The organism is Crossiella sp. S99.2 (genome assembly GCF_023094165.1).
Taxonomy (GTDB): Bacteria; Actinomycetota; Actinomycetes; order Mycobacteriales; family Pseudonocardiaceae; genus Crossiella.
Genome location: NZ_JALMDK010000021.1, coordinates 33,304 through 55,255, shown reverse-complemented (window position 1 = coordinate 55,255; position 21,952 = coordinate 33,304). Strand labels below are relative to the sequence as shown.

The window sequence follows — 21,952 nt, the reverse complement described above, 5'->3', positions numbered from 1 at the left end:
GTGCATGTGCCCTTTGGCACTGGGGCGAAGGCGGTGTAGTAAAGACGATCAGTCCCCCAACGGCGAGGAGACCGACGTGAAGAAGATCATCAATGATCCGGCTGACGTGGTGTCCGAGGCGCTGCGCGGGATGGCGCTGGCGCATGCCGACCTGCTGACCGTGCGCCCGGACCCGGCCGTCATCCACCGCAACGACGCCCCGGTCCAGGGCAAGGTCGCCCTGGTCTCCGGTGGTGGCTCCGGCCACGAACCGCTGCACGGCGGCTTCGTCGGCCCCGGCATGCTCGACGCCGCGGTGCCCGGCCCGGTGTTCACCTCGCCCACCCCGGACGGGGTGCAGGCCGCGATCGAGGCGGTGCACGGCGGCGCCGGGGTGCTGCTGATCGTGAAGAACTACACCGGCGACGTGCTCAACTTCGAGACCGCGGCCGAGTTCGCCGCGATCGAGGGCACCGAGGTGCGCACCGTGGTGGTCGACGACGACGTCGCGGTGAAGGACTCGCTCTACACCGCGGGCCGCCGGGGCGTGGCCGGCACCGTGCTGGTGGAGAAGATCGTCGGCGCGGCCGCGCAGCGCGGGGATGACCTGGACGCCTGCGAGGCGTTGGCGCGCAAGGTGATCGGCCGCACCCGCACCCTGGGTGTGGCGCTGAGCGCTGGCACCGTGCCGCACGCCGGGCAGCCCGGTTTCACCCTGGCCGAGGACGAACTGGAGCTGGGCATCGGCATCCACGGCGAGCCCGGCCGGGCCCGATTGCCGATGGAGCCCGCCGACGCGCTGGTGCGCAGGCTGGTGGACGCGGTGACCGAGGACCTGCCCTACGCCGAGGGCGATGAGGTGCTGCTGCTGACCAACGGCATGGGCGGCACCCCGCAGATCGAGCTGTACCTGGCGCACGGCATCGCGGCGGAACTGCTTGCCGGGCGCGGAATCACGGTGCGGCGCCACCTGGTCGGGTCCTATGTGACCAGTCTGGAGATGCAGGGGATGAGCCTGACCTTGCTCAAGCTGGATGACGAACTGGTTGATCTTTGGGACGCGCCGGTGCGGACCGCGGCGCTGCGCTGGGGGATGTGATGGGCTGTTCCACGGAAGACCTCCTCGCCGCGTTGCGAGCCGCGGCGGAGGTGGTCATCGAACACCGGGACGAGCTGGTCGAGCTGGACCGGCTCATCGGCGACGCCGACCACGGGGAGAACCTGCGCAGGGGCTTCACCGCTGTGGTGTCCACAATGGACGGAGGAGGATGGTCGGGGCCAGCCTCGGTGCTCAAGGCGGTGGCGAAGACGTTGATCTCCACGGTGGGTGGGGCGGCGGGGCCGTTGTACGGCACCGCGTTCCTGCGCGCGGGCGCCGCGCTGGACGGGCTCGCCGAACTGGATGCCCCGGCCGTGGCCACGGCCCTGCGCGCCGCGCTGGACGGGGTGCTGGCCAGGGGCAAGGCCGAGCCGGGCGACAAGACGATGGTGGACGCGCTGACCCCGGCTGTGCACGCCGCCGAGTCCGCCGCGGCCCAGGGTGCGGATGTCGCGGCGACCTTGTCGGCGGCCGCAAGCGCGGCGGCGGACGGCGCGGCGGCGACGGTGCCCCTCGTCGCCCGCAAGGGCCGCGCCTCCTACCTCGGCGAGCGCAGCGCGGGGCATCTCGACCCGGGTGCGCGCTCGACCTCACTGCTGCTGACCGCGCTGGCCACGCACGCTGGCGGCGCGCGATGAACCGCCGGGTGGGACTGGTGATCGTCTCGCACAGCGCGAAGCTGGCCGAGGGCGTGGTGGAACTGGCCCAGCAGATGGCGCCGGAGGTGCGCATCCTGGCCGCGGGCGGCCTGCCCGAGAACGGCGGCCTCGGCACCGACCTGGACACCGTCTCGGCCGCGCTGGAACGCGCGGACGACGGCGAGGGCGTGGTGCTGCTCTACGACCTGGGCAGCGCGCAGATGATCGCCGAACTGGCCGTGGAGGTGCTGGGCGACCCGGGCCGGGCGGTGGTGGTGGACGCCCCGCTGGCCGAGGGCGCGGTGGCCGCCGCGGTCTCCGCCCAGGGCGGGTCCACTTTGGACGAGGTGGCCGACGCCGCCGCGACCGCGACCGCCTTCGCCATCGGCGAGACCGTGGACGAGCTGTTCCTGGGCGCCAACGGCCAGGACCACGGCCACGGACATGGGCACGACCAGCCCAGCTCCAGCGGGCTGGTCGAGCTGGACATCGAACTGCGCAACGAGATCGGCCTGCACGCCCGGCCGGCCGCGCTGCTGGCCCGCGCCGTGGCCGAGCTGGATGTGGAGGCCTCGGTGCGCTTCGGCGACCAGGAGGTCAGCGCGGCCAGCGTGCTCGCGCTGATGGGCCTTGGCGCCCGCGGTGGGGACACCATCACGCTGCGCGCGGTCGGTCCGGACGCCCAGGAGGCACTCACTCGGGTGGCAGCGCTCGCCGAACGCGGTTTCGACGAGTGAGCCCGCTGATCCGCGCTTACGCTGCGGATCATGGCTGCCAGAGCGATTCTGGCCTGCGTGGTCCTGGTGACCGTGCTGGTCGGCTGTGGCACGCCGCAGGCCGGTCCGGGCGCGGCCGCCCCCGCGCCCGACTGGCCGCGGCTGGACCCGTGCAGCCTGCTCGCCCCGGACGCGCTGAGCCGCTTCGGCGGCCAGTTCCCCGGCCCTGAGCTGAACTTCGACGACTGCCGCCTCGCACTGCGCAACGGGGTGGCCGAGCTGACCGTGACGCTGGGCTCCGGCGGCAGGCTGGCCGAGGCACACGGGGCCGAGCAGCTCGGCTTCGAGCTGGTCGAACGGGACGGGGTGCGGGTCGGCCGGGCCAAGGCGGTCGCCGACTCCTGCGGATCGGTGGTGGTGCTGCCCGATCTGCGTTACGTCACGGTGGACGTCAGCGGCGAGGACGCCCAGCTCTGCGCGGTGGCCGAGGCCGCGGCCGAATCGGTGCGCACCGTGCTGCGCGCCGGCGGCACCCGCGGCCGCGCCTACCCGCCCAACTCGCTGGCCGTCCTGGATCCCTGTCCGCTGGTGCCCGCCGCGCTGGCCGCCAGGGTGCCCGGCATCGACACCCCGATGCCGCACGGCGACGGCAACCGGCACGTCTGCCAGTGGGGTGGCCGCCGCGGCGACTCGCCCTCGCTGCTGGTCAGCTTCAGCGTGGTCGACCCGGATCCGGCCGCGCCCGCGGCGATCGAGCGGATCGGCGGCCGCGAGTCCCTGGTCCGCGCCCAGCCCGCGGGCGGCGGTCTGCTGCCCTCCTGCCGGGTGGACACCAGGCATATCGCCTTCGGTCAGGGCTACCGGGAGAACGCCAGGGTGTCGATCTACAGCGCGCTGCCGCCGGAGGAGAACTGCCCGCTCGCGCGCGAGGTGGCCACCGCGGTCTGGCCGCGCCTACCCGCTCTCTAGGCTTGTCCCCGTGGCGAACCTCACCGGGGAAAACAACACGCAGCGTGGCACTATCACCACAAGTTACTGGCCCGTAGCACCCGTCAGCGGGTCCCCCGATGTCGTGGGAGGCAGAGTCGTGACGCGTGAGTTCACCACCGTCGGAGTCGTCGGACTGGGCACCATGGGCGCCGGTATCGCGGAGGTGTTCGCGCGCACCGGGCTCAAGGTCATCGCGGTCGAGGTGACCGAGGACGCGCTCGCCCGTGGGCGTGGCCACGTGGAGCACTCCACCGACCGCGCGCTGCGCCGCGGCAAGCTGGACGAGGCTGGCAAGGACGCGCTGTTCGCCCAGATCGAGTTCACCACCTCGCTGCAGGCGCTGGCCGCAGCCGATCTGGTGATCGAGGCGGTGCCGGAGCGGATGGAGCTGAAGGCCCAGGTCTTCGCCGAGCTGGACCGGATCTGCCCGCCGGAGACGATCCTGGCCTCCAACACCTCCTCGCTCTCGGTCACCGAGCTGTCCGTGCACACCTCCCGGCCGGGCAAGGTCGTCGGGATGCACTTCTTCAACCCGGCGCCGGTGCTCAAGCTGGTCGAGGTGATCCGCACCGTGGTCACCGAGCCCGAGGTGGTCGAGGACGTCACCGCGTTGGCCGAGCGGCTGGGCAAGGTGCCGGTGGTCATCGGCGACCGCGCGGGCTTCATCGCCAACGCGCTGCTGTTCGGCTACCTCAACCACGCCGTGCGCATGTTCGAGGGCCGCTACGCCACCCGCGAGGACCTGGACGCGGCCATGAAGCTGGGCTGCGGCTACCCGATGGGCCCGCTGGCGCTGCTCGACCTGATCGGGCTGGACACCGCCTACGAGATCCTCGACACCATGTACCACCAGTCCCGCAACCGGCTGCACGCCCCCGCGCCGCTGCTCAAGCAGATGATCACCGCGGGCCTGCTGGGCCGGAAGACCGGACGTGGCTTCTACACCTACGACGCCCCCGACTCGCCCACCGTGGTGGACGCGGTCAGCGCCGAGGGTGACGCGGGCGAGCAGGTCCGTGAGGTGCAGCGGGTCGGCGTGGTCGGCACCGGGACCATGGCCACCGGCATCGTGGAGGTCTTCGCCAAGTCCGGCCACGACGTCATCGTGCGGGCCCGCAGCGAGGGCAAGGGCAAGTCCGCGCTGGAGGCGCTGCGCCGCTCGCTGGACAAGGGCGTGCTGCGCGGCAAGCTGACCGAAGGGGACCGGGACGCCGCGCTGGCGCGGGTCCAGGTGACCACCGACCTGGGCGATCTGGCCGACGCCGACCTGGTAGTCGAGGCGGTCGCCGAGGAGCTGTCGGTCAAGAAGGCCGTTTTCGCCACCCTGGACGAGGTGTGCAAGCCGGGCGCGGTGCTGGCCACCACCACCTCCTCGCTGCCGGTGATCGAGCTGGCCGCGGTGACCAGCCGCCCCGGCGACGTGGTCGGCCTGCACTTCTTCAACCCCGCGCCGGTGATGAAGCTGGTCGAGGTGGTGCACACCATCTCCACCGCGCCCGAGGTGGTCAGCACCGCCCAGGCGGTCTGCCGCAAGCTCGGCAAGCACCCGGTGACCTGCGGCGACCGCGCCGGGTTCATCGTCAACGCGCTGCTGTTCCCCTACCTCAACGACGCGGTGAAGATGCTGGAGGCGCACTACGCCTCCGCCGATGACATCGACAACGCGATGAAGGTCGGCTGTGGCCTGCCGATGGGCCCGTTCGCGTTGCTGGACGTGGTCGGCTTGGACGTGGCCCTGGCCATCCAGCGCGAGCTGTACCTGGAGTTCCGCGAGGCCGGCTTCGCCCCCGCGCCGCTGCTGGAACACCTGGTCACCGCAGGTCGGCTGGGGCGCAAGACCGGCAAGGGATTCCGCGACTACACCGGCTGAGCGGGCTGGGTAGCCTGAGAGATCGTGGAGGCCACGATCGACGAGCTGATCAGCAGGCTGCGCACCGCCGAGCACTGCCACGAGGAACTCGACCTCGTGCGGGGCTGGGCCGATGCCGGCCGGATCGACGAGCTGCTGCACCTCGGTGAGGCGTTGCTGGCGGCCGACGGCCCGGCGGCCGATGAAGTGCTGTGGGGCGTGATCACCGCGCTGGCCGCCCGCCCCGGCGCGTTCAGTGTGGTCGCCGCGCTGCAGCTGGCCGGGGACGAGCGGGTGTCGGTCGGCCAGAAGCGCCGGGCCGCCGCACTGCTCGCCGAGGGCCAGCCGCTGGAGAACCTGGACGCCTTCCTGGCCGACGCCCGGCCGGAGGACGAGGTGCTGGCCTGCCTGCTGCACGAGACGGTGCTGCGGCACGGCGACCTGACCGGGGTGCCGGAGGCGGTGGCCTACGCCGAGCAGCTGCACGGCGCGCACCCGCTCGGCGAGTTGCCGCTGAAGCTGGCCGGGTTCGAGCTGGGCGAGGAGGGCGCGGAGCCGTTCCGCACCCTGCCGCTGTGGCCGGAGGCGGGCGGCCCGGAGCCGGTCACCGAGGTCGAGCGGCTGTCCTGGAACGGGGACCAGGTCACCGCGGGCTTCCGGCACTGGACGAACATGGGCGGCGGCCACCTGGAGAGCGGGCTGTTCCGGCTGAGCGCGCCCTGGCAGCCGGATCTGCTGACCAGCCTGCCGCTGGACTGCCTGGCCGGGGCGCAGGCCGTGCGGGTGAGCCCGTCGACGCTGGACGAGGCGTACTGGTCGCTGTTCGACCGGATGCAGCGGGACGGGGCCTACCGGCACAGCCCCGGCCTCGCCTACACCCGGCTGCACGCCCGCTGGGCGATCGCCGGGCTCGCCGGGGTGGCGCGGCCGGCGGAGTCCGACTGCCAGTGGTGGGAGTTCGACGCGTCCGGGCCGTGGTTCTACGACATCGCCTGGGACTTCGGGCTGCTGGCTGCGCGGCCGGACGGCACGGTGGCCGTCCTGGCCGCGAGCGACACCGACTGAGCCCGCAGGCTCAGTTCTGCGTGCGGGTGCGCAGTTCCGCGCCCGTGGTGGTGGAGCTGTTGGTCACCGACTGACCGCTGCTCTTCTGGAAGGTCACGTCGTAGGGCCCGGTGCTGCGCTCGACCTTGACGCCGTTGATGCTGACGCCGGTGGTGTCGTTGGTCAGGAACGCCGGCCTGCCGTCGTTCTTCTCGAACTCGAAGGTGCTGCCGACGAACTTGATGTCCTTGGCGTGCCGGATCCAGAAGCCGAAGGACGGCCGCACGCCGAAGATCCGCGGCGGGTACTCGGTGCTGTTCTCCGGCGGCACCCGGTTGGCGTCGGAGGCCGGGTGGTTGCCGGGCACGTTCAGCTTGACGTTGGTGAAGGTGACGTTCTCGATCATCGAGTCGGTGCGGCCGGTGATCGTGCTGGTGTGCTCGGGGCCGCCCGGCACGCTGGTCGGCGAGGTCAGGTTGGCGCCGCTGATGTCGGTGAAGTGGATATCGCGGATCTTGCCGGCCGGCGGCTTGCCCGGGCAGCGCGAGCGCTTGCCGACGTGCAGGAAGATCGGCGTGGTGGTGCGGGTCAGGGTGATGTTGTTGTAGTGGATGTCCTCGATCACCGAGCCGTCCATGGACACGATGCCCAGGCCCGCCTTGCCCGCGCCGGTGACCTTGAGGTTGCTGAACCGGATGTTGCGGAAGTTGCCGCAGGTCTCCGAGCCGAACTGGAGCGCGTTGTTCTCGGTGGACTTAATGGTGGAATCGCGCACCACGTTGTTCTGGCTGACGAAGGTCTTGCCAAGGGCGTAGTCGCTCTTGAAGACCACCGCGTCGTCACTGGCCTCCACGATGGAGTCGGCGACCTCGACGTTCGAGCTGTTGATGATGTTGATCCCGTCCCGGTCCTCGGAGGTGAGGATCTTGACGTTGCTGAACTTCATCCCGTCGCAGCCGTTGGCCAGCACCGCGAAGTGCCCGCCCTGGCGCATGGTGATGCCGGTCAGCGTCACGTTCTTGCAGAACTTCAGCGAGATCGCCTTGTCCGCGATGCCGGAACCCGGGTTGTTGCTGGTGTCCAGCTTGTTGTCGCCGTCGATGGTGCCGGTGCCGGTGAAGTGGATGTTGGCGACGTTCTCGCCCCAGAGCAGGGCGTTGCGGAAGTGGCTGTGCCCGAAGTCCTGGTAGTCGTCGAACTCGTTGGGCTCGGGTTTGTCCATGCCACTGCCGGCCGCGATGATCTTCGACCCGGCGGCCAGGTTGATGGTGATGTTGCTCTTGAGGTGGATGGACCGGGACAGGTAGGTGCCGGCCGGCACCTCGACCACGCCGCCACCGGCGGCACTGGCCGCGGTGATCGCCTTGTCGATGGCGGGCGAGTCGATGGCCTTGCCATCGCCCTTGGCGCCGTAGTCCCGGATGTTGAAGGTGGCGTTCGGCGCGGCCAGGCCGGGGGTCGCCATGGCCAGCACGGTGGCGCCCGCGGCGCCCAGGACGAGCAGGCGGGATCGCCAGGATCGGTTCATCAGCGGGGTCCTCCTCGGTGCGGTTCCTCTGACCCGCGTGGCGGCGCAGGAGCTGCTGCGAAGAGGCGGCGGTCAAAATGTAAGCGTTTGCAACGCTAGGAGCAGGGCGTGCCCGGCGCAAGGGGCCAGCCGGAGGAGACCATCGGGAGGACCGTGGTCAGCGCAGCTCGCAGGCGGTGATCGCCCACAGCTGCGGGCCGTACTCGATGCGGAAGATCCGGTAGCAGTCCAGGAAGGTGACCGCGGCGCAGGCCAGGTCGGCGAGCAGGATGCCGGCGTCGGCCTCGCTCATCGCGTAGGACACGCACTCCTCGGCGTCGGCGTGCGCGGTGGCCGCCGGTCCGGCCAGCGCGGCGCCGACGATCGCCGAGGTGAGAACGATGGCCAGTGGCCTGATCATGTGTTTCCTCCGAGCTGCCGGGCGTGCCTTCCTGGTTAGCCGGTCCAGGGCGGGCTGGGTAGCGCGGTCGCCGGTTCGGGTGGGCCGCGCCACCCGGTCAGGGCAGCTCGGGTGCTCCCGGTCAGCTGGAGGTCAAGCGGTGCTCAGCCGCAGCAGCCGCCACCGCAGCAACCCCCGCCGCCGCCTCCGGCCGGCGCGGGTGCGCTGCCGCCGCGGCCGGTCATGCCGAGCGTGGTCAGCAGTTTCACCGTGTCGGTGTGACCGCCGGGGCAGGTCGCCGGGTCACTGGAGGCGCTCATCGGGCGGGACAGCTCGAAGGTGTTCCCGCACTCGCGGCAGCGGAACTCATAACGCGGCATGCCGCCATTGTGCGGCATCGGCGGTTACCGTCGGGCTGTGCCGAGGACAACCGAGTGCGCCTGCCTGATCTGCGAGCCGCCGGACGCCCGCCAGGACCAGCGGTGGTCGCGGGAGATCGGCACTGTGCGCAGGCACCGGTGGGGTGTGGTCGGCATCGTGGACGAGCCGGGCTGGGCGTTCAGCTACGGGTTGTGGCATTCCTTCCGGCAGCCGGAGATCGCCATGTTCGGGCTGCGTGGGCCGGACATGATGACCTGGCTCAACGAACTCGCCGACCGGATCCCCGGCGGCGGCATCCTGCAAGACGGCGCCGAGCTGACCGATGTGCTGGCCGACCAGCCGGTGCGGCTGCGGGCGGCCGACGCGAGCTGGAACGACGGGCTCTTCGGCACCGCGGTCGGCTTCTACCGGCAGCAGACCCCGCCGTTCCTGCAGGTGATCTGGCCGGACCGGCACGGGCACTGGCCCTGGCACCCGGAGGCGGGGGACCGGTGCCGGGACTGGCAGCCGAACCTGTGGCTGCCGCTGGCCGAACACCCCGGCGAGTTGTGGCCGCGGATCGCCACCGAGGTCTGACCGCGCCGGGCTGATCCGTCCGGGTTACCGTGTTTTCTCGTGCCTCGCCGTAATCGATCCCATGGCGCCGACGGTCATCGACCGCTCGGCGGCGGACTGGGTGATGCCCGCACCGAGTCCGGTTCCGACGGCGACTGGATCGTCCGCTCGGTGCCCGGCGCGCAGACCACGAAGATGTACCGGTGTCCGGGCTGCGATCACGAGATCCGGCCAGGGGTGGCGCATGTGGTGGCCTGGCCCGCGGACGATCTGGGGTCGGCCACGGACCGGCGGCACTGGCACAACGGGTGCTGGGGCGCGCGGTCGCGGCGCGGACCGACCCGGCGGTGGTCGTGACCGAGGTCGAGATCCGGGCGAACACCGTGCTGCCCGCCCTCCGTGAGCCGATCACGCTGCGCACCGCCGACGGCCTGTCCCTGGTCGGCGAACTCGCGCTGCCGGTGGACCGGCCGCCACGCGCGACCCTGGTCTGCCTGCACCCGCTGCCCACCCACGGCGGCATGATGGACTCGCACCTGCTGCGCAAGGCCGCCTGGCGACTGCCCGCGCTGGCCGGATTCGCCGTGCTGCGGTTCAACACCCGGGGCACCGCCAGCGAGGCCGGGTGCAGCGAGGGCGCCTTCGAGCGGTGCGTCGGCGAAGGCCAGGACCTCGCCGCGGCGCTGGAGTTCACCCAGGCCAGGGGACTGCCCGAGGTGTGGTTGCTCGGCTGGTCCTTCGGCACCGATCTGGCGTTGCGGCACGGGTCGCACCCGGCGGTGCGCGGGGCGGTGCTGGTCGCGCCGCCGCTGCGGTGGAGCGGGCCTGCGGAGCTGGCGCGGTGGCGGGAGTCGGGGTTGCCGGTGACCTGCCTGGTGCCCGAGCACGACGACCACCTGCGGCCCGAACAGGCCCGGACCCGATTCGCGCCGTTGGCGCAGGCGGAGGTGGTGACCTTGCCAGGGGCCAAACACCTGCTGGTGGGCTACGCGGACGTGGTGCTGGACGAGGTAGTGCGGGTGGTCGCGCCGGAGCTGGCGACGCCCTTGCCGCGGCGAGTCACGCTTCCGGCGTCGTGACGGCCGGGTCGCGGTAGAGCGCCGAGGTGCCCTGGCCGCCGTACTCGGTGCTGCCGACCAGGACGAAGCCGAGCTTCTCGGCGACCCGGATGGAGGCCGTGTTGTCGAAGTGGGTGACCACGCTGACCGGCAGCTCCGGCCGGGCCCGCCGCGCCCAGTCCACCGCGGCCCTGGCCATTTCCGGCGCGTAGCCCTGGCCCCAGGCGGACGGGCGGAAGCGGTAGGCCAGGTTCAGCGTTGGCTGGCCGTCGACGGTGGCGTGCCGCAGGCCGCCGTAGCCGAGCATCTCGCCGGTGTCGGCCAGCCGCACCGCCCAGTAGCTGATGCCGTCGCGGGCCCAGTCCTCGACGATCCGCTGGTGTAGCTCGGCCACCGCCGCCGGAGTGGCCGGCTTGCGGCTGAAGCGGTTGGTCTCCGGGTCGGACTGGATCTCGCTGAACCCGGCCAGATCGTCCGGGCCCAGCCGGTGCAGCCACAGCCGTTCGGTGTGCAGTTCCTCGGGCTCGGGCAGCGGTTTCCGGTACAGGGCAAGGCCTTTGATCGCGTACTCGTCGGTGCGGCCGATCCGGGCCATGCCGAGTTTGGCCGCCACCCGGATCGCGTTGTCGTTCGCGGTCGCGGTGGCCACGTGCACCGGCCGGTCCGGCAGCGCCCCGGCCGCCCACTCGATGGCCGCGGTGGCCATTTCCGGCGCGTAGCCGCGGCCCCAGGCACTGGGCCGGAACCGGTAGTACAGGTTCAGCACCGGCCGCCCGCCCAGCACGTGCGGCTCCAGGCCGCCGATGCCTGCCACCTCACCGGTCTCGGCCACGATGACCAGCCAGTAGCCGATGCCGTGCTCGGCCCAGCTCTCCAGCCACTCGGTCAGCTGCCCGGTCACCTGCGCCGAACTGGGTGGCGCGACCTTGTACTGGTTGGTCGCCGGATCGCCCTGGATCTCCTGCACCACTGGCAGATCCGACCGCCGCACCCGGCGCAGCCACAGCCGTTCGGTGTGCAGTTCGTCCGGGGCCGGGCGCGGCCTGCGGAACAACGCCAGCACCGGCTCGCCTTTGTGCGCGAACTCGTCGGTGACCCCGATCGGCGCCATGCCGAGTTTGGCCGCGACCCGCTTGGCCGCGGTGTTCTCCGGCACGGTGACCACGAGCACCGGCCGGTCCGGCGCCGCCCGCTCCGCCCAGTCCAGCGCCGCCCTGGCCATCTCGGTCGCGTAGCCCTGACCCCAGGCGCTGGGCCGGAAGCGGTAGTACAGGTTGAACCCGTCCTCGCCCGCGATCCGGCGCACGGACAGCCCGCCAAGGCCGATGGTCTCGCCGGTGCCGGCTTGCACGATCGCCCAATAGCCGATGCCGTGCTCGGCCCACTCCCGCAGCCAGCCGGCGTGCAGCTCCGTCACCTGGGCCGGGGTGGGCAGCAAGGCGTTGAACTCGTTGGCGGCCGGATCGCACTGGATCTCCACCACCGCGGGCAGATCCGCCTGCTGGACCCGGCGCAGCAGCAGCCGTTCGGTGCGCACCACCGCCGGCGGGTCGGACAGCAGGCTGTCGGGCAGCCGGTCCAGGATCTCGCGCACCGTCCCGGCCGGGGTCTGGCCCGAACTGTCCAGCCACAGGCCCAGCCGCGGGGTGTCCGCGCGGAACATGCTGTCCAGCACGTCCACCGTCCACTCGCCGCCGTAGCCGGTCTTGTCCCTGGCACGCTCCCGCGCGCCAACCGCGCCGGTCTCCGGGGCGAGCACCACCAGGTGCACCAGCGGGGACCGCACCGCGGCCAGGAAGGCGCGCAGCCCGTCCCCGATGATCACGTCCTCGACCACCGCGGTGAACCCGGCCTCGACGAAGGAGTCGGCCAGCGCCGCGGCCTGCCGGTAGCGCAGGTGCAGCTGGTCAAGGGCCTGCTGACCGGGTTCCGGGGTCATGTCGATCCGGCCGGTGCGGACCATCTCGCGCACCTGGTCGCCCTCGACGAACGCGCCGCGCTCGAAGGACTCGGCGAGCAGGCGGCCCACGGTGGTCTTGCCCGCGGCGGAGATCCCGGTCAGCACGATCAAGCGTGGCGGAGTCACAGCAGGCAGGATAAGAACCCGTGCCCGTCAACGACACTGGATTAGGCGTTCCGCTGGTGCTGCTGCACGCGTTCCCGCTGGATTCCCGCATGTGGGACCCGGTGCGCGACACACTGGCCGCCCAGGCCCGGGTGATCACCCCGGATCAGCGCGGCCTCGGCCGCACCCCGCTCGGCGCGGAACCCCCGTCGTTGGAGGTGGTCGCGCGCGATGTGCTCGGCCTGCTCGATCAGCTGGGGCTGGACCGGGTGGTGCTGGGCGGCTGCTCGATGGGCGGCTACGTGGCCATGGCACTGCTGCGGCTCGCGCCGGAACGGGTGTCCGGGCTGGTGCTGGTGGACACCAAGGCGGTCGCGGACACACCGGAGCAGCGGGCGAACCGGCTGGCGATGGCGGCCCGGATCGAGGCCGAGGGCGTGGACTGGCTGCCGGACACCGTGATCGAGGGCCTGCTCGGCCAGTACACGCATTCCGAGCGGCCCAGGGTGGTCGCGGCGGTGCGCAGGCTCATCGCCGACCAGTCGGCCGAAGGCGTGGCCTGGGCGCAGCGGGCGATGGCCGCCCGGCCCGATTCGACCGCGACCCTGGCCGCGGTGACCGTGCCGACGCTGGTGCTCACCGGCCGGGAGGACGCGCTGATCCCGCCCGCGCTGGCCAGTGCCATGGCCGGGGTGGTGCCCTCGGCGGTGCTGACCCAGCTGCCGCGCAGCGGGCATCTGCCCTCGCTGGAGACCCCGGCCGAGTTCAGCGCGGCGGTGCTGGAGTTCCTGCGCGCGACCGGCTGAGCGCGGCCCCGGTCTCGTACAGGCAGATCAGCAGTGGCCGCAACGCCAGGCCGGCCGCGGTGAGCCGGTAGCCGACCCGGGGTGGGAAGGCGTTGACCTGCTCGCGGTGGGCCAGGCCGCGGGCGGTCAGCTCGTGCAGGCGTTCGGTGAGGATCTTCGCGCTGAGCGTGGGCAGGGCGGCGCGCAGCTGGGAGAAGGTGCGTTCGCCGGACATCAGCTCGCGCAGCACCAGCGTGGTCCAGCGCCCGGAGATCGCGGCCAGGGCCACCTCGACCGGGCAGTCCGGCTCGGGCCGGGCGGTGCGGCCCCGCTCGTCCGGGACCAGCTCGGCGTCCCAGCCGTGGGTTTCCGTTTGGTGACCCGCGGCGGGTGCGTCTTGGCTGTCGGCATGGACCACAGCACCAGTGTGCGGCTGACCGAGGATCCCGGCCAGCACCCGCACGTTTTCGCCGCCGCGTTCAACTCCGGCGACCCGGCCGCGGTGGAAGCCTGTTACGAACCCGGCGGCCTGCTCGCGCCCAGGCCGGGCCTGCCGGTGACCGGCGCGCAGCGGGCCGCCGCCAACGCGCACCTGATGTCCCTCGGCCTGCCGATCGAGGTCAGGCCGAGGCACACCTATGTCATGGACGACCTGGCGTTGCTGATCGTGGACTGGGAGATCGGCGGCGAGGGCCCGGACGGACCGGTGCACATCAGCGGCACCGCGACCGACGTGGCCCGGCGCGGGCCGGACGGGCGGTGGCGATACGTGATCGACAACCCGAACGGCTGCGCCTAGCGGGTCAGCGGCGGGGCGGGTTCTGCGGTCCGGCCGGCGGGGCCGGCTTGCGCAGCTGCTTGGTCGGCGCGTCCAGATCGGCCTGCGGCTGCTGGGCCGGGGGCTTCTTCATCGCCGTGGTGGGCGGGTCCATGGTGGGACGCGGGGCCGCGGGCTGGCGCTGCGGGTGCGGCGACTGCGGGCGCTGCCCGCGCACCGGCTGCGGCGGCTGGGAGGCCGGGTTCTGCGCCTGCACGTTGGGGGTGCGCTTGGCCGGGTTGCCCTTGGGCGCCTGCATCGCGGTGGTGCGGTCGGCCGGCGGCTGACCCGGCTGGCCGGGACCGGACTGGGCGGCGTTCTGCGGCACGGGCTGGCGCTGGTTGCCCGGCGCGGGCGGACGTCCGCCCTGCGGCACACCGGCGGGGGAGACAGGCGGCTGACCACCGGGGACCTGCTGCGGCGCGACCTGCTGCTGGTTGCCGGGGCCCTGCGGCTGGCCAGGCTGGACCGGTGCGGCCTGCCGCGGCTGACCGCCCTGCTGGGCCTGCTGCGGCTGCGGCGCCGGGGCCGCGGGCTGCGCCTGAGTCGGCTGCGCCTGGGCCTGCTGCGGCTGAGCGGCCTGAGACTGGGCAGGCTGCGGCTGGGCGGGCTGGGACTGCGCGGGCTGGGCCTTGGTCTGCTGGGGCTGGGCGTTCTGCGGCTGGGCCGGGGCGGTGTCCTTGGCCTCGGCGGCGGGCTCGGCGGGCTTGGCCTCGGCCTTCGGCTCCGGCTTGGGCTCGGGTTCCGGCAGCACCGGCTGGTCCAGGATCAGGCTTTCGTCGTCGCCCTCGGCCAGCAGCGGGGTGGCGTCCACGAACAGGCCGTGGATGGCCTCCATCTCCGAGTGCATGGCCTTCAGCTCGGACTGCATGGTGCTGAGCTGCCCGGTCACCCGGCCGCGCAGCGCGCGCAGCAGCTCGACCCGCTTGGTCGCGTACTCGACCCGCTTCGTCGACTCCCTGGTCGCCTCGGTCAGGCGCTTGTCCGCCGCCTCGGTCGACTCCTTGGTCAGCTTCTCGGACTTCTCGGTGGCCTCGCGGACCATGGTGGTGGACTGTTCGAGGGCGTCCGCGCGGCGCTTCTCTGCTTCCGCGGTGGCCTCGCGGACCATCGTGGTGGACTGCTCCAGGGCCTCGGCGCGGCGGTTCTCCGCCTCCTCGGTGGCGTCCTTGACCAGCTTCTCCGCCTCGGCCTTGGCCTCCGCGCGCCGCTTGGCCGCCTCGTCCGTGGCCTCGCGGACCATGGTGGTGGACTGCTCCAGGGCGTCCGCCCGGCGCTTGTCCGCCTCCGCGGTCGCCTCGGTGACCCGCTTGTTGGCCTCCGCGGTGGCCTCGCCGACCAGGCGCTCGGCCTCGGCCTTGGCGTCGGCCCGCCGCTTGGCGGCTTCCTCGGTGGCCTCGCGGACCATGGTGGTGGACTGCTCGAGGGCGTCGGCGCGGCGCTTCTCCGCCTCGGCGGTGGCCTCGCGGACCATCGTGGTGGACTGCTCCAGCGCGTCCGCCCGGCGCTTCTCCGCCTCCGCGGTCGCCTCGCCGACCATGGTGGTCGATTCGGCGATGGCGTCGTTGCGGCGCTTGGTGGCTTCCTCGGTCGCCTCGAACAACCGGCGGTTGGCCTCCGCGGTCGCCTCGGTGAGCCGCTTGGTGGCCTCCTCGGTGGCCTCCCGCACCCGGCGCTCGGCCTCGGCCTTGCTCTTGGCCTCCTGCTCGGCCAGTCCGCGCATGGACTCGGTGCGGCGGGAGGACATCGCGATCTCGAAGTCCTCCTCCACCTTGGTGCGCACCGCGAGCGAGTCGGCGTCCAGCTTGGCCGCCTTGGCGGTGGCCTCGCCGATGATCCGCTCGGCCTCGGTGCGCGCGTCGGCCAGCACCTTCTGGTGCTCGGCCTCCATCTGCACCCGGCGGGCGTCGAGTTCGGCGATGAGCTGCTCGTACCGGCGGCGCAGCCCGGCCGCGGCCTTCTCGGCGTCGGCCTGGGTCTTGGCCGACTCCTCCTCGGCGCGGGCGCGGGTCTCGTGGGCCTCGTCCTGGGCGAGCTTGAGCATCCGCTGCAGACGCTCGCTCAGGCCCTCCAGGGTGGTCGGCGGCTTGGACAGCCGGTCGACCGACCCCTTGAGGTCCTCGACCTCCATCCGCTTGGACTCCAGCTGCCTGGCCAGATCCCCGGCCTGGGACACCGCGGCGTCCCGATCGGCCGCCAGGATGCGAAGATCGGCGTCCAGCCGCTCCAGGTGCTCTTCCACCTGGCTGCGGTCGTAACCGCGCCGCACCGTGTCGAAGCCGGAACCGAGTGGCACAAGCTCACCGCTGCCAAGACCCATGGCCTCACGCTACCCGCACCGCGCGCCGGACTGTGCTCGCGCCACCCGCTACGCAGTAGGCCATCCGTGGGAAAACGCGAGAAAACCCTCACACACCACGGAATCGGTTGATCGCATCCTCATGCGCCGCACGGAATTCGGGATCGCGCACACCCAGGCCGGCCTCCGGTGCGAGACACAACACACCAACCTTTCCCTGGTGTGCGTTCCGGTGGACGTCGTAGGCCGCCTGACCGGTGTTCTCCAGCGAGTACACATTGGACAGTGTCGGGTGGATCCGGCCCTTGGCGATCAAGCGGTTGGCCTCCCAGGCCTCCCGGTAGTTGGCGAAGTGCGAGCCGACGATCCGCTTGAGGTTCATCCACAGGTAGCGGTTGTCATAGCTGTGCATGAACCCGCTGGTGGACGCGCAGGTGACGATGGTGCCGCCCTTGCGCGCGACGAACACGCTGGCCCCGAAGGTCTCCTTGCCGGGGTGCTCGAAAACGATGTCCGGATCGTCTCCGCCGGTCAGTTCGCGGATCTTCGCGCCGAACCGCTTCCACTCCGACGGGTCCTGCTCGTGCTCGTCCTTCCAGAACTTGTAGCCCTCGGCCGAGCGATCGATGATCAGCTCCGCGCCCATCTTGCGGCAGATCTCGGCCTTCTCCGGACTGGAGACCACACACACCGGGGTCGCGCCGCCGTTGAGCGCGAACTGGGTGGCGTAGGAGCCGAGGCCGCCGGAGGCGCCCCAGATCAGCACCGTGTCGCCCTGCTTCATGCCCGCGCCGTTGGTGGAGACCAGCTGCCGGTACGCGGTGGAGTTGACCAGCCCTGGACTGGCCGCCTCCTCCCAGCTCAGGTGCTTGGGCTTGGGCATCAGCTGATTGGTCTTGACCAGGGCCAGTTCGGCCAGGCCGCCGAAGTTGGTCTCGAAGCCCCAGATCCGCTGTTCCGGGTCCATCATCGTGTCGTTGTGCCCGTCCGGGCTTTCCAGCTCCACGCTGAGACAGTGCGCGACCACCTCGTCGCCCGGCTTCCAGTTGTTCACCCCGGCCCCGGTGCGCAGCACCACGCCTGCCAGGTCGGAGCCGACCACGTGGTAGGGCAGGTCGTGCCGGGAGGCCAGCGGCGAGGTGCGGCCGTAGCGCCGCAGGAAGCCGAAGGTGGACACCGGCTCGAAGATCGAGGTCCACACGGTGTTGTAGTTGATCGCGCTGGCCATCACCGCGACCAGTGCCTCACCGGGGCCCAGCTCGGGGGTGGGCACGTCGTCGAGGTGCAGTGAGCGCCGCGGGTCCTTCTGCTTCGTCGGCACGCCCTCGAACATGCCCGCTTCGTCGGCATGCACGGTCACTCCTCGGTAGGACTCCGGCACCGCGAGTTCGGCGAGTGCCTCGTTCTCACCGGCCAGGATCGCGTCGAGGATCTTCTGCACGGGGGACCTCCGTGGGTGTTGTATGCCATCGGCGCAGTTCGGGGGAGGTTACTCACGAGTAAACGATCCAGAAGCCGAGTTGTGAGCCACTGCACGGCGAGGTTCGTCCGATCGTGACCCTGGGAACGCGCGGAATTCTTGACCGGGCGGCCAATCAGGGAGGACTCTGGGAGCTAGGAAGACCCTTTTCGGCCGTCAATGGAGGTGGTCGTGATGGAGAAGGCATGGAGCCGCTGGCAGGACTGGGCCGCGGTGGTCATGGGCGTGGTCGTGCTGCTGAGCCCGATGGTGCTGGACAGCTCCGAACGCTCGATGTGGACCATGGTGTTGCTGGGCGCGCTGCTGGGTGTGTCCGCCCTGTGGTCGCTGGCCCAGCCGGGCTCGGTGGCCAGTGAGTACGTGCACATGGGCCTGGGCGCGCTGCTGTTCCTGGCGCCCTGGGTGATGGGCTACAGCACCGAACTGATGGCCGCGGCCTGGATGTCCTGGGTCGTCGGCGTGCTGGCCATCCTGGCCGGCGCCTCGGCCCTGCCCGCGGCCAACGCCGCGCACGGGCTGGCCGGATCGCACTGACCGTCGGCTGAACGCGGGCCGGTCGTCCCTGGCGGCGACCGGCCTCCTGCTGTGCCAAGGAGAAATCGCCCTGTCCGCCAAAGATCGCATCCTGGCCGCGGCCGAGACCCTCTTCGCCGAGTCCGGCTTCGACGCCACCCCCACCTCCCGGATCGCCGAGGCGGCCGGGGTGCCCAAGGCGTTGGTGCACTACTACTTCCGCCGCAAACCGGACCTGCTGGCCGCGCTGGTCGACCGGCTGCCCGAACACCCGGTGGACCTGGAAACCGTTGTGGTGCCTGGCGATGTCGCGGCCAGCCTGCGCGCGCTGGTGGCCGAGCTGGACGCGCACCACGACGATTCGACCCTGCTCAGCCACCTGCTGTGGCGGGAAGCCGACACCCACCCCGCGGTGCGCGATGCCTTGCACGCCCGGTTCGAGCGGACCGTGGGCCACGCCCAGGAGGTGATCGCCGCGGCCCGGCCGGACGCGCCCGCGACCACGGTGACCGCGGCGGCCACCCTGCTCGCGCTGGCCGTGGGCTACCGGCACTCGGTGGCCCGGCACCACCCGGACTGGCCTGCCGCCCAGGCCGACCGCCTGGCGGCCGAGGTGGAGCTGATCGCGCGGGCGATCGGAACCCTTGATCCACCTGTCAAGTAGGGCTTAATAACGCCGAAACTTCCTGGTTTGCCCCGAGGTCTCCAGATATCAAGGACACGTGTCCTTCCGTCATCCGATCAGGTGACAACGAGACATGAACTGGGGCTGAGTTCAGCATGACACGCACGGCACGATTCTTCTTGCGAGGAAAGAGAAAGGGGGCGTTGCTGCTGGCCGGTGTGCTGGCAACCGGTGTGATCGCACCGACCGCCCTCGCCGAACCAGCGGGTCGCAGCACCACCACCGTCCAGGTCGCCGGGCTCACCGCGCCGGTGCGCATGGTCCTGGACAAGTGGGGCGTGCCGCACATCTACGCCACCAACACCGCCGATGTGTACCTGGGGCAGGGCTTCAACGCCGCCAGGGACCGCCTCTTCCAGCTCGACCTGTGGCACCGCCGCGGGCTGGGCACGCTCTCCGAGGTGCTCGGCGCGGGGTACGCCGAGCTGGACAAGGGCGCCCGCTCGGTGCTCTACCGCGGTGACCTGGCCAAGGAATGGGCGGCCTACCCGCCGCAGGCCAAGGAGGTCGCCACCAAGTTCGTCGCCGGGATCAACGGCTACCTGGAATGGCTGGCCAGGAACCCGAACGCGTTGCCCGAGGAATTCCGGACCCTCGGTTACCGCCCGGCGAAGTGGCAGCCCGAGGACGTGGTGCGCATCCGGCACCACGCCCTGGTCACCAACGGCTACTACGAGGCGCTGCGCGCGCTGACCAGTTGCCTGGCCGGCAGCCCGGAGGCCGACGCGATCCGGCAGAACCTGGAACCCAAGCACGCCGTCTCGGTCCCCCAGGGCCTGGACGTCTGCGCGGTGGCCCAGGTGGCCGAGCCGCTGCTCAACGCCTACGGGGCCGCCGTGCTCCCGGTGACCTTCGACGCGGGCGCGGGCAAGATCAGCGTCAGCAAGGCGCCGCCCGCGCAGGGCAGCAACAACTGGGCCATCTCCGCGGCGAAGTCGGCGACCGGGCGACCGGTGCTGGCCGATGACCCGCACCGGCTGATGACCCTGCCGTCCTCGCGGTACCTGGCGCACCTGTCCGCGCCGGGGCTGGACATCGTGGGCGCCGGCGAGCCGATGATCCCTGGCCTGTCCCTGGGACACAACGGCACCTCGGCGTTCGGGCTGACCATGTTCCCGGCCGACCAGGAGGATCTCTACGTCTACCAGCTCGATCCGGCCGACCACAGCCGGTACAAGTACGGCGACGGGTACGAGTCCTTCCGCACGGTGACCGAGAAACTGCCGGTCAAGGGGGAGCAGAGCCGGGATCTGGCGCTCTCCTTCAGCCGGCACGGACCGGTGCTCTACGTCGACGCCCAGCGGCACCTGGCCTACGGGCTGCGCACGGTGTGGATGGAGCCGGGCACCTCGCCCTACTTCGCCTCGCTGGGTTACCAGACGGCACAGACGGCACAGCAGTTCGGTGAGGCGCTGAAGAAGTGGGGCGCGCCCGGCGCGAACCACGTCTACGCCAACACACAGGGCCAGATCGGCTGGCTGCCCGGCGCGCTGGTGCCCAAGCGGCCCAACCACGACGGTCTGCTGCCGGTGCCCGGCGACGGGCGCTACGAGTGGAACGGCTTCTACTCCGGCGACGACCTGCCGCGCACGATCAACCCGGCCAGTGGCTGGGTGGCCACGGCCAACGAGATGAACGTCCCGGCCTCGCACCAGAAGCTGGGACTGGGCTACGACGCCTGGTCGGACCCGTACCGGGCGCAGCGGATCGCGGAGGTGCTCAACGGGAAGCCGAAGCTGGCCTTCGAGGACTCGCTGAAGCTGCAGAACGACTTCCTGTCCATCCCGGCCCGCAAGATCACCGCGGTGCTGGGCTCGCTCACCAGCGCTGATCCCAAGATCAAGGCATCGCTGGAGCTGCTCAAGGGCTGGAACCACGTGACCGGGCCGGAATCGGGTCCGGCCGCGCTGTACGAGACCTGGTTCACCAAGCACCTCGGCCCGCAGTTCACCCGGACCGTGCTGCCGGGGGTGGACTTCTTCACCAAGCCGGACACCCAGGTCCTGATCGACGCGCTGGAGCACCCGGAGAACTACTTCGGCGCGGACGCCAAGGCCAAGCGGGACAAGCTGTTGCTGGACTCGCTGGTCAGCGCCAGGGCCGAGGTCGAGCAGAAGCTCGGCGCGGACCAGGCCGCCTGGCAGTGGGGCAAGTTGCAGCACACCCGGTTCGAGAACCCGATCTCGCCACTGGTCGACGAGGCCGCCCGCAAGCGGCTCAACGTCGGCCCGTTCCCGCGTGGCGGGGCCTCGGACACGGTGAACAACTCCGAGTACGAGTCGGCCGACTTCCGGCACATCGGCGGCGCCTCGCTGCGGGTGGTCATCGACGTCGGCAACTGGGACGGCTCGAAGGCGGTCAACGCGCCGGGCCAGTCCGGCAACCCGGCTGACCCGCACTACAAGGACCTGGCCGAGAGCTGGCGCAAGGGCGAGTACTTCCCGCTGCTCTACAGCAAGGCCGCGGTGGAGCGGAATGCCGAGCGGTACCTGATCCTGGTGCCCAAGTCCTCCTGAGTGCTGGTGGCGTTCCCGGTGCGAGCCGGGAACGCCACACCCAGGTCAGTGGCCGTTCTTGGCCGGTTCCACCAGTTCGACCAGCACGCCGCCGGCGTCCTTGGGGTGGATGAAGTTGATCCGGCTGTCCGAGGTGCCGCGCTTGGGCTCGGCGAAGAGCAGCCGCAGGCCCTTGGCCTTGATCGCCGCGCAGGCCGCCTCGATGTCGGTCACCCGGTAGGCCAGCTGCTGCAGGCCGGGGCCGCTGCGGCCGATGAACTTGGCGATGGTCGAGTCCGGCCGGGACGGCGCGAGCAGCTGGATCTGGGTCGCGCCGGTGACATCGCCGGGGGCGCGCAGCATGGCCTCCCGCACGCCCTGCTCCTCGTTGGTCTCCTCGTGCGCCACCTCCAGCCCGAAGGTCTCGCGGTGGAAGGCGATCGCCTCGTCCAGGTCGGGCACGGCGATGCCCACGTGGTCGATCGCGGTGACGAATTTCCCGAGTTCCTGCTGCATAGGGGCAGACTAGTAACTGACCGGCCGGGTTACCCGTGCTTTCTGTGGGCGTCCTCACAAGGCAGGCTGTCGCGTACCGGC

Annotated in this window: 22 protein-coding genes; 14 read left to right on the top strand and 8 right to left on the bottom strand. The window is 71.5% G+C overall.

What is annotated here, in order from left to right:
* Window positions 1-76 precede the first annotated feature (76 nt).
* The 6 genes from dhaK to MZC64_RS44295 all read left to right on the top strand — a co-directional run bounded on the left by dhaK (window position 77) and on the right by MZC64_RS44295 (window position 6,336).
* The gene (dhaK, locus tag MZC64_RS44320; RefSeq protein WP_247765602.1) at window positions 77-1,078 is read left to right on the top strand and encodes a dihydroxyacetone kinase subunit DhaK; all 1,002 of its coding nucleotides are present in this window, start codon (window positions 77-79) and stop codon (window positions 1,076-1,078) included.
* The gene (gene dhaL / locus MZC64_RS44315) at window positions 1,078-1,716 is read left to right on the top strand and encodes a dihydroxyacetone kinase subunit DhaL (RefSeq protein ID WP_247765604.1); all 639 of its coding nucleotides are present in this window, start codon (window positions 1,078-1,080) and stop codon (window positions 1,714-1,716) included. Before dhaK ends, dhaL begins: the two co-directional genes overlap by 1 nt.
* Entirely contained in the window at window positions 1,713-2,453 is a 741-nt protein-coding gene (dhaM, locus tag MZC64_RS44310; RefSeq protein WP_247765605.1) for a dihydroxyacetone kinase phosphoryl donor subunit DhaM, read from the top strand. The genes dhaL and dhaM overlap by 4 nt, the downstream gene beginning before the upstream one ends.
* Window positions 2,454-2,483: 30 nt before the next feature.
* Window positions 2,484-3,401, top strand: coding sequence for a hypothetical protein (locus MZC64_RS44305; RefSeq protein WP_247765606.1), 918 nt, complete (start codon window positions 2,484-2,486; stop codon window positions 3,399-3,401).
* 118 nt (window positions 3,402-3,519) lie between these two features.
* On the top strand, window positions 3,520-5,292 hold the full coding sequence (locus MZC64_RS44300; protein WP_247765607.1) for a 3-hydroxybutyryl-CoA dehydrogenase: 1,773 nt from the start codon (window positions 3,520-3,522) through the stop codon (window positions 5,290-5,292).
* Window positions 5,293-5,316: 24 nt separating this feature from the next.
* Window positions 5,317-6,336 (top strand): DUF6183 family protein, encoded by a 1,020-nt coding sequence (locus tag MZC64_RS44295; protein WP_247765609.1) that lies wholly within the window; start codon window positions 5,317-5,319, stop codon window positions 6,334-6,336.
* A 10-nt stretch (window positions 6,337-6,346) separates the two neighbouring features.
* Here the strand turns inward: MZC64_RS44295 and MZC64_RS44290 are convergent, their stop codons facing one another.
* The 3 genes from MZC64_RS44290 to MZC64_RS44280 all read right to left on the bottom strand — a co-directional run bounded on the left by MZC64_RS44290 (window position 6,347) and on the right by MZC64_RS44280 (window position 8,602).
* Window positions 6,347-7,843: a glycoside hydrolase family 28 protein gene (locus MZC64_RS44290; protein WP_247765611.1), complete on the bottom strand. Its 1,497-nt coding sequence runs from the start codon at window positions 7,841-7,843 to the stop codon at window positions 6,347-6,349.
* A gap of 157 nt (window positions 7,844-8,000) precedes the next feature.
* On the bottom strand, window positions 8,001-8,243 hold the full coding sequence (locus tag MZC64_RS44285; protein WP_247765612.1) for a hypothetical protein: 243 nt from the start codon (window positions 8,241-8,243) through the stop codon (window positions 8,001-8,003).
* Window positions 8,244-8,386: 143 nt separating this feature from the next.
* Window positions 8,387-8,602, bottom strand: a complete 216-nt coding sequence (locus MZC64_RS44280) for a zinc ribbon domain-containing protein (protein WP_247765613.1) — start codon at window positions 8,600-8,602, stop codon at window positions 8,387-8,389.
* Between the two features lie 37 nt (window positions 8,603-8,639).
* Between MZC64_RS44280 and MZC64_RS44275 the strand changes: the two genes are divergently transcribed.
* From MZC64_RS44275 to MZC64_RS44265, 3 genes are read left to right on the top strand one after another with little or no spacing between them, the layout of a single operon-like run.
* Entirely contained in the window at window positions 8,640-9,179 is a 540-nt protein-coding gene (locus MZC64_RS44275; RefSeq protein WP_247765614.1) for a DUF4262 domain-containing protein, read from the top strand.
* A 39-nt stretch (window positions 9,180-9,218) separates the two neighbouring features.
* Window positions 9,219-9,515 carry a hypothetical protein gene (locus MZC64_RS44270; protein ID WP_247765615.1) on the top strand — a complete coding sequence of 99 codons (297 nt, stop codon included), beginning with the start codon at window positions 9,219-9,221 and terminating at the stop codon, window positions 9,513-9,515.
* Window positions 9,512-10,237, top strand: a complete 726-nt coding sequence (locus MZC64_RS44265) for an alpha/beta hydrolase (protein WP_247765616.1) — start codon at window positions 9,512-9,514, stop codon at window positions 10,235-10,237. Before MZC64_RS44270 ends, MZC64_RS44265 begins: the two co-directional genes overlap by 4 nt.
* Here MZC64_RS44265 and MZC64_RS44260 read toward each other — a convergent pair.
* Window positions 10,218-12,302, bottom strand: a complete 2,085-nt coding sequence (locus MZC64_RS44260) for a GNAT family N-acetyltransferase (protein WP_247765617.1) — start codon at window positions 12,300-12,302, stop codon at window positions 10,218-10,220. The genes MZC64_RS44265 and MZC64_RS44260 overlap by 20 nt on opposite strands.
* Window positions 12,303-12,322: 20 nt before the next feature.
* Between MZC64_RS44260 and MZC64_RS44255 the strand changes: the two genes are divergently transcribed.
* Window positions 12,323-13,087 carry an alpha/beta fold hydrolase gene (locus MZC64_RS44255; protein WP_247765618.1) on the top strand — a complete coding sequence of 255 codons (765 nt, stop codon included), beginning with the start codon at window positions 12,323-12,325 and terminating at the stop codon, window positions 13,085-13,087.
* Here MZC64_RS44255 and MZC64_RS44250 read toward each other — a convergent pair.
* Window positions 13,047-13,484, bottom strand: coding sequence for a helix-turn-helix domain-containing protein (locus MZC64_RS44250; RefSeq protein ID WP_247765619.1), 438 nt, complete (start codon window positions 13,482-13,484; stop codon window positions 13,047-13,049). The genes MZC64_RS44255 and MZC64_RS44250 overlap by 41 nt on opposite strands.
* Here MZC64_RS44250 and MZC64_RS44245 point away from each other — a divergent pair.
* A complete protein-coding gene (locus MZC64_RS44245; protein WP_247765621.1) occupies window positions 13,476-13,865 on the top strand; it encodes a DUF4440 domain-containing protein in 390 nt (129 codons plus the stop codon). The genes MZC64_RS44250 and MZC64_RS44245 overlap by 9 nt on opposite strands.
* 4 nt (window positions 13,866-13,869) lie before the next feature.
* Here the strand turns inward: MZC64_RS44245 and MZC64_RS44240 are convergent, their stop codons facing one another.
* Both MZC64_RS44240 and ccrA read right to left on the bottom strand, forming a co-directional pair.
* The gene (locus tag MZC64_RS44240; protein ID WP_247765622.1) at window positions 13,870-16,203 is read right to left on the bottom strand and encodes a M protein; all 2,334 of its coding nucleotides are present in this window, start codon (window positions 16,201-16,203) and stop codon (window positions 13,870-13,872) included.
* 88 nt (window positions 16,204-16,291) lie between these two features.
* Window positions 16,292-17,623 carry a crotonyl-CoA carboxylase/reductase gene (ccrA, locus tag MZC64_RS44235; RefSeq protein ID WP_247765624.1) on the bottom strand — a complete coding sequence of 444 codons (1,332 nt, stop codon included), beginning with the start codon at window positions 17,621-17,623 and terminating at the stop codon, window positions 16,292-16,294.
* Window positions 17,624-17,836: 213 nt separating this feature from the next.
* Between ccrA and MZC64_RS44230 the strand changes: the two genes are divergently transcribed.
* The 3 genes from MZC64_RS44230 to MZC64_RS44220 all read left to right on the top strand — a co-directional run bounded on the left by MZC64_RS44230 (window position 17,837) and on the right by MZC64_RS44220 (window position 21,376).
* A complete protein-coding gene (locus tag MZC64_RS44230; protein ID WP_247765626.1) occupies window positions 17,837-18,196 on the top strand; it encodes an SPW repeat protein in 360 nt (119 codons plus the stop codon).
* Between the two features lie 49 nt (window positions 18,197-18,245).
* On the top strand, window positions 18,246-18,839 hold the full coding sequence (locus MZC64_RS44225; RefSeq protein WP_374205887.1) for a TetR/AcrR family transcriptional regulator: 594 nt from the start codon (window positions 18,246-18,248) through the stop codon (window positions 18,837-18,839).
* Window positions 18,840-18,979: 140 nt separating this feature from the next.
* A complete protein-coding gene (locus MZC64_RS44220) occupies window positions 18,980-21,376 on the top strand; it encodes a penicillin acylase family protein (RefSeq protein WP_247765628.1) in 2,397 nt (798 codons plus the stop codon).
* Between the two features lie 45 nt (window positions 21,377-21,421).
* Here MZC64_RS44220 and mce read toward each other — a convergent pair whose 3' ends face one another.
* The gene (mce, locus tag MZC64_RS44215; protein WP_247765629.1) at window positions 21,422-21,871 is read right to left on the bottom strand and encodes a methylmalonyl-CoA epimerase; all 450 of its coding nucleotides are present in this window, start codon (window positions 21,869-21,871) and stop codon (window positions 21,422-21,424) included.
* Window positions 21,872-21,952: the final 81 nt, after the last annotated feature.

Bases quoted from the DNA above. Each gene is read 5' to 3' on its own strand.
- MZC64_RS44230 (WP_247765626.1), top strand. From the start codon at position 17,837: ATGGAGAAGGCATGGAGCCGCTGGCAGGACTGGGCCGCGGTGGTCATG.
- MZC64_RS44240 (WP_247765622.1), bottom strand. From the start codon at position 16,203: ATGGGTCTTGGCAGCGGTGAGCTTGTGCCACTCGGTTCCGGCTTCGAC.
- mce (WP_247765629.1), bottom strand. From the start codon at position 21,871: ATGCAGCAGGAACTCGGGAAATTCGTCACCGCGATCGACCACGTGGGC.
- MZC64_RS44290 (WP_247765611.1), bottom strand. From the start codon at position 7,843: ATGAACCGATCCTGGCGATCCCGCCTGCTCGTCCTGGGCGCCGCGGGC.
- MZC64_RS44305 (WP_247765606.1), top strand. From the start codon at position 2,484: ATGGCTGCCAGAGCGATTCTGGCCTGCGTGGTCCTGGTGACCGTGCTG.
- MZC64_RS44245 (WP_247765621.1), top strand. From the start codon at position 13,476: ATGGACCACAGCACCAGTGTGCGGCTGACCGAGGATCCCGGCCAGCAC.
- MZC64_RS44285 (WP_247765612.1), bottom strand. From the start codon at position 8,243: ATGATCAGGCCACTGGCCATCGTTCTCACCTCGGCGATCGTCGGCGCC.
- dhaL (WP_247765604.1), top strand. From the start codon at position 1,078: ATGGGCTGTTCCACGGAAGACCTCCTCGCCGCGTTGCGAGCCGCGGCG.
- dhaM (WP_247765605.1), top strand. From the start codon at position 1,713: ATGAACCGCCGGGTGGGACTGGTGATCGTCTCGCACAGCGCGAAGCTG.
- MZC64_RS44280 (WP_247765613.1), bottom strand. From the start codon at position 8,602: ATGCCGCGTTATGAGTTCCGCTGCCGCGAGTGCGGGAACACCTTCGAG.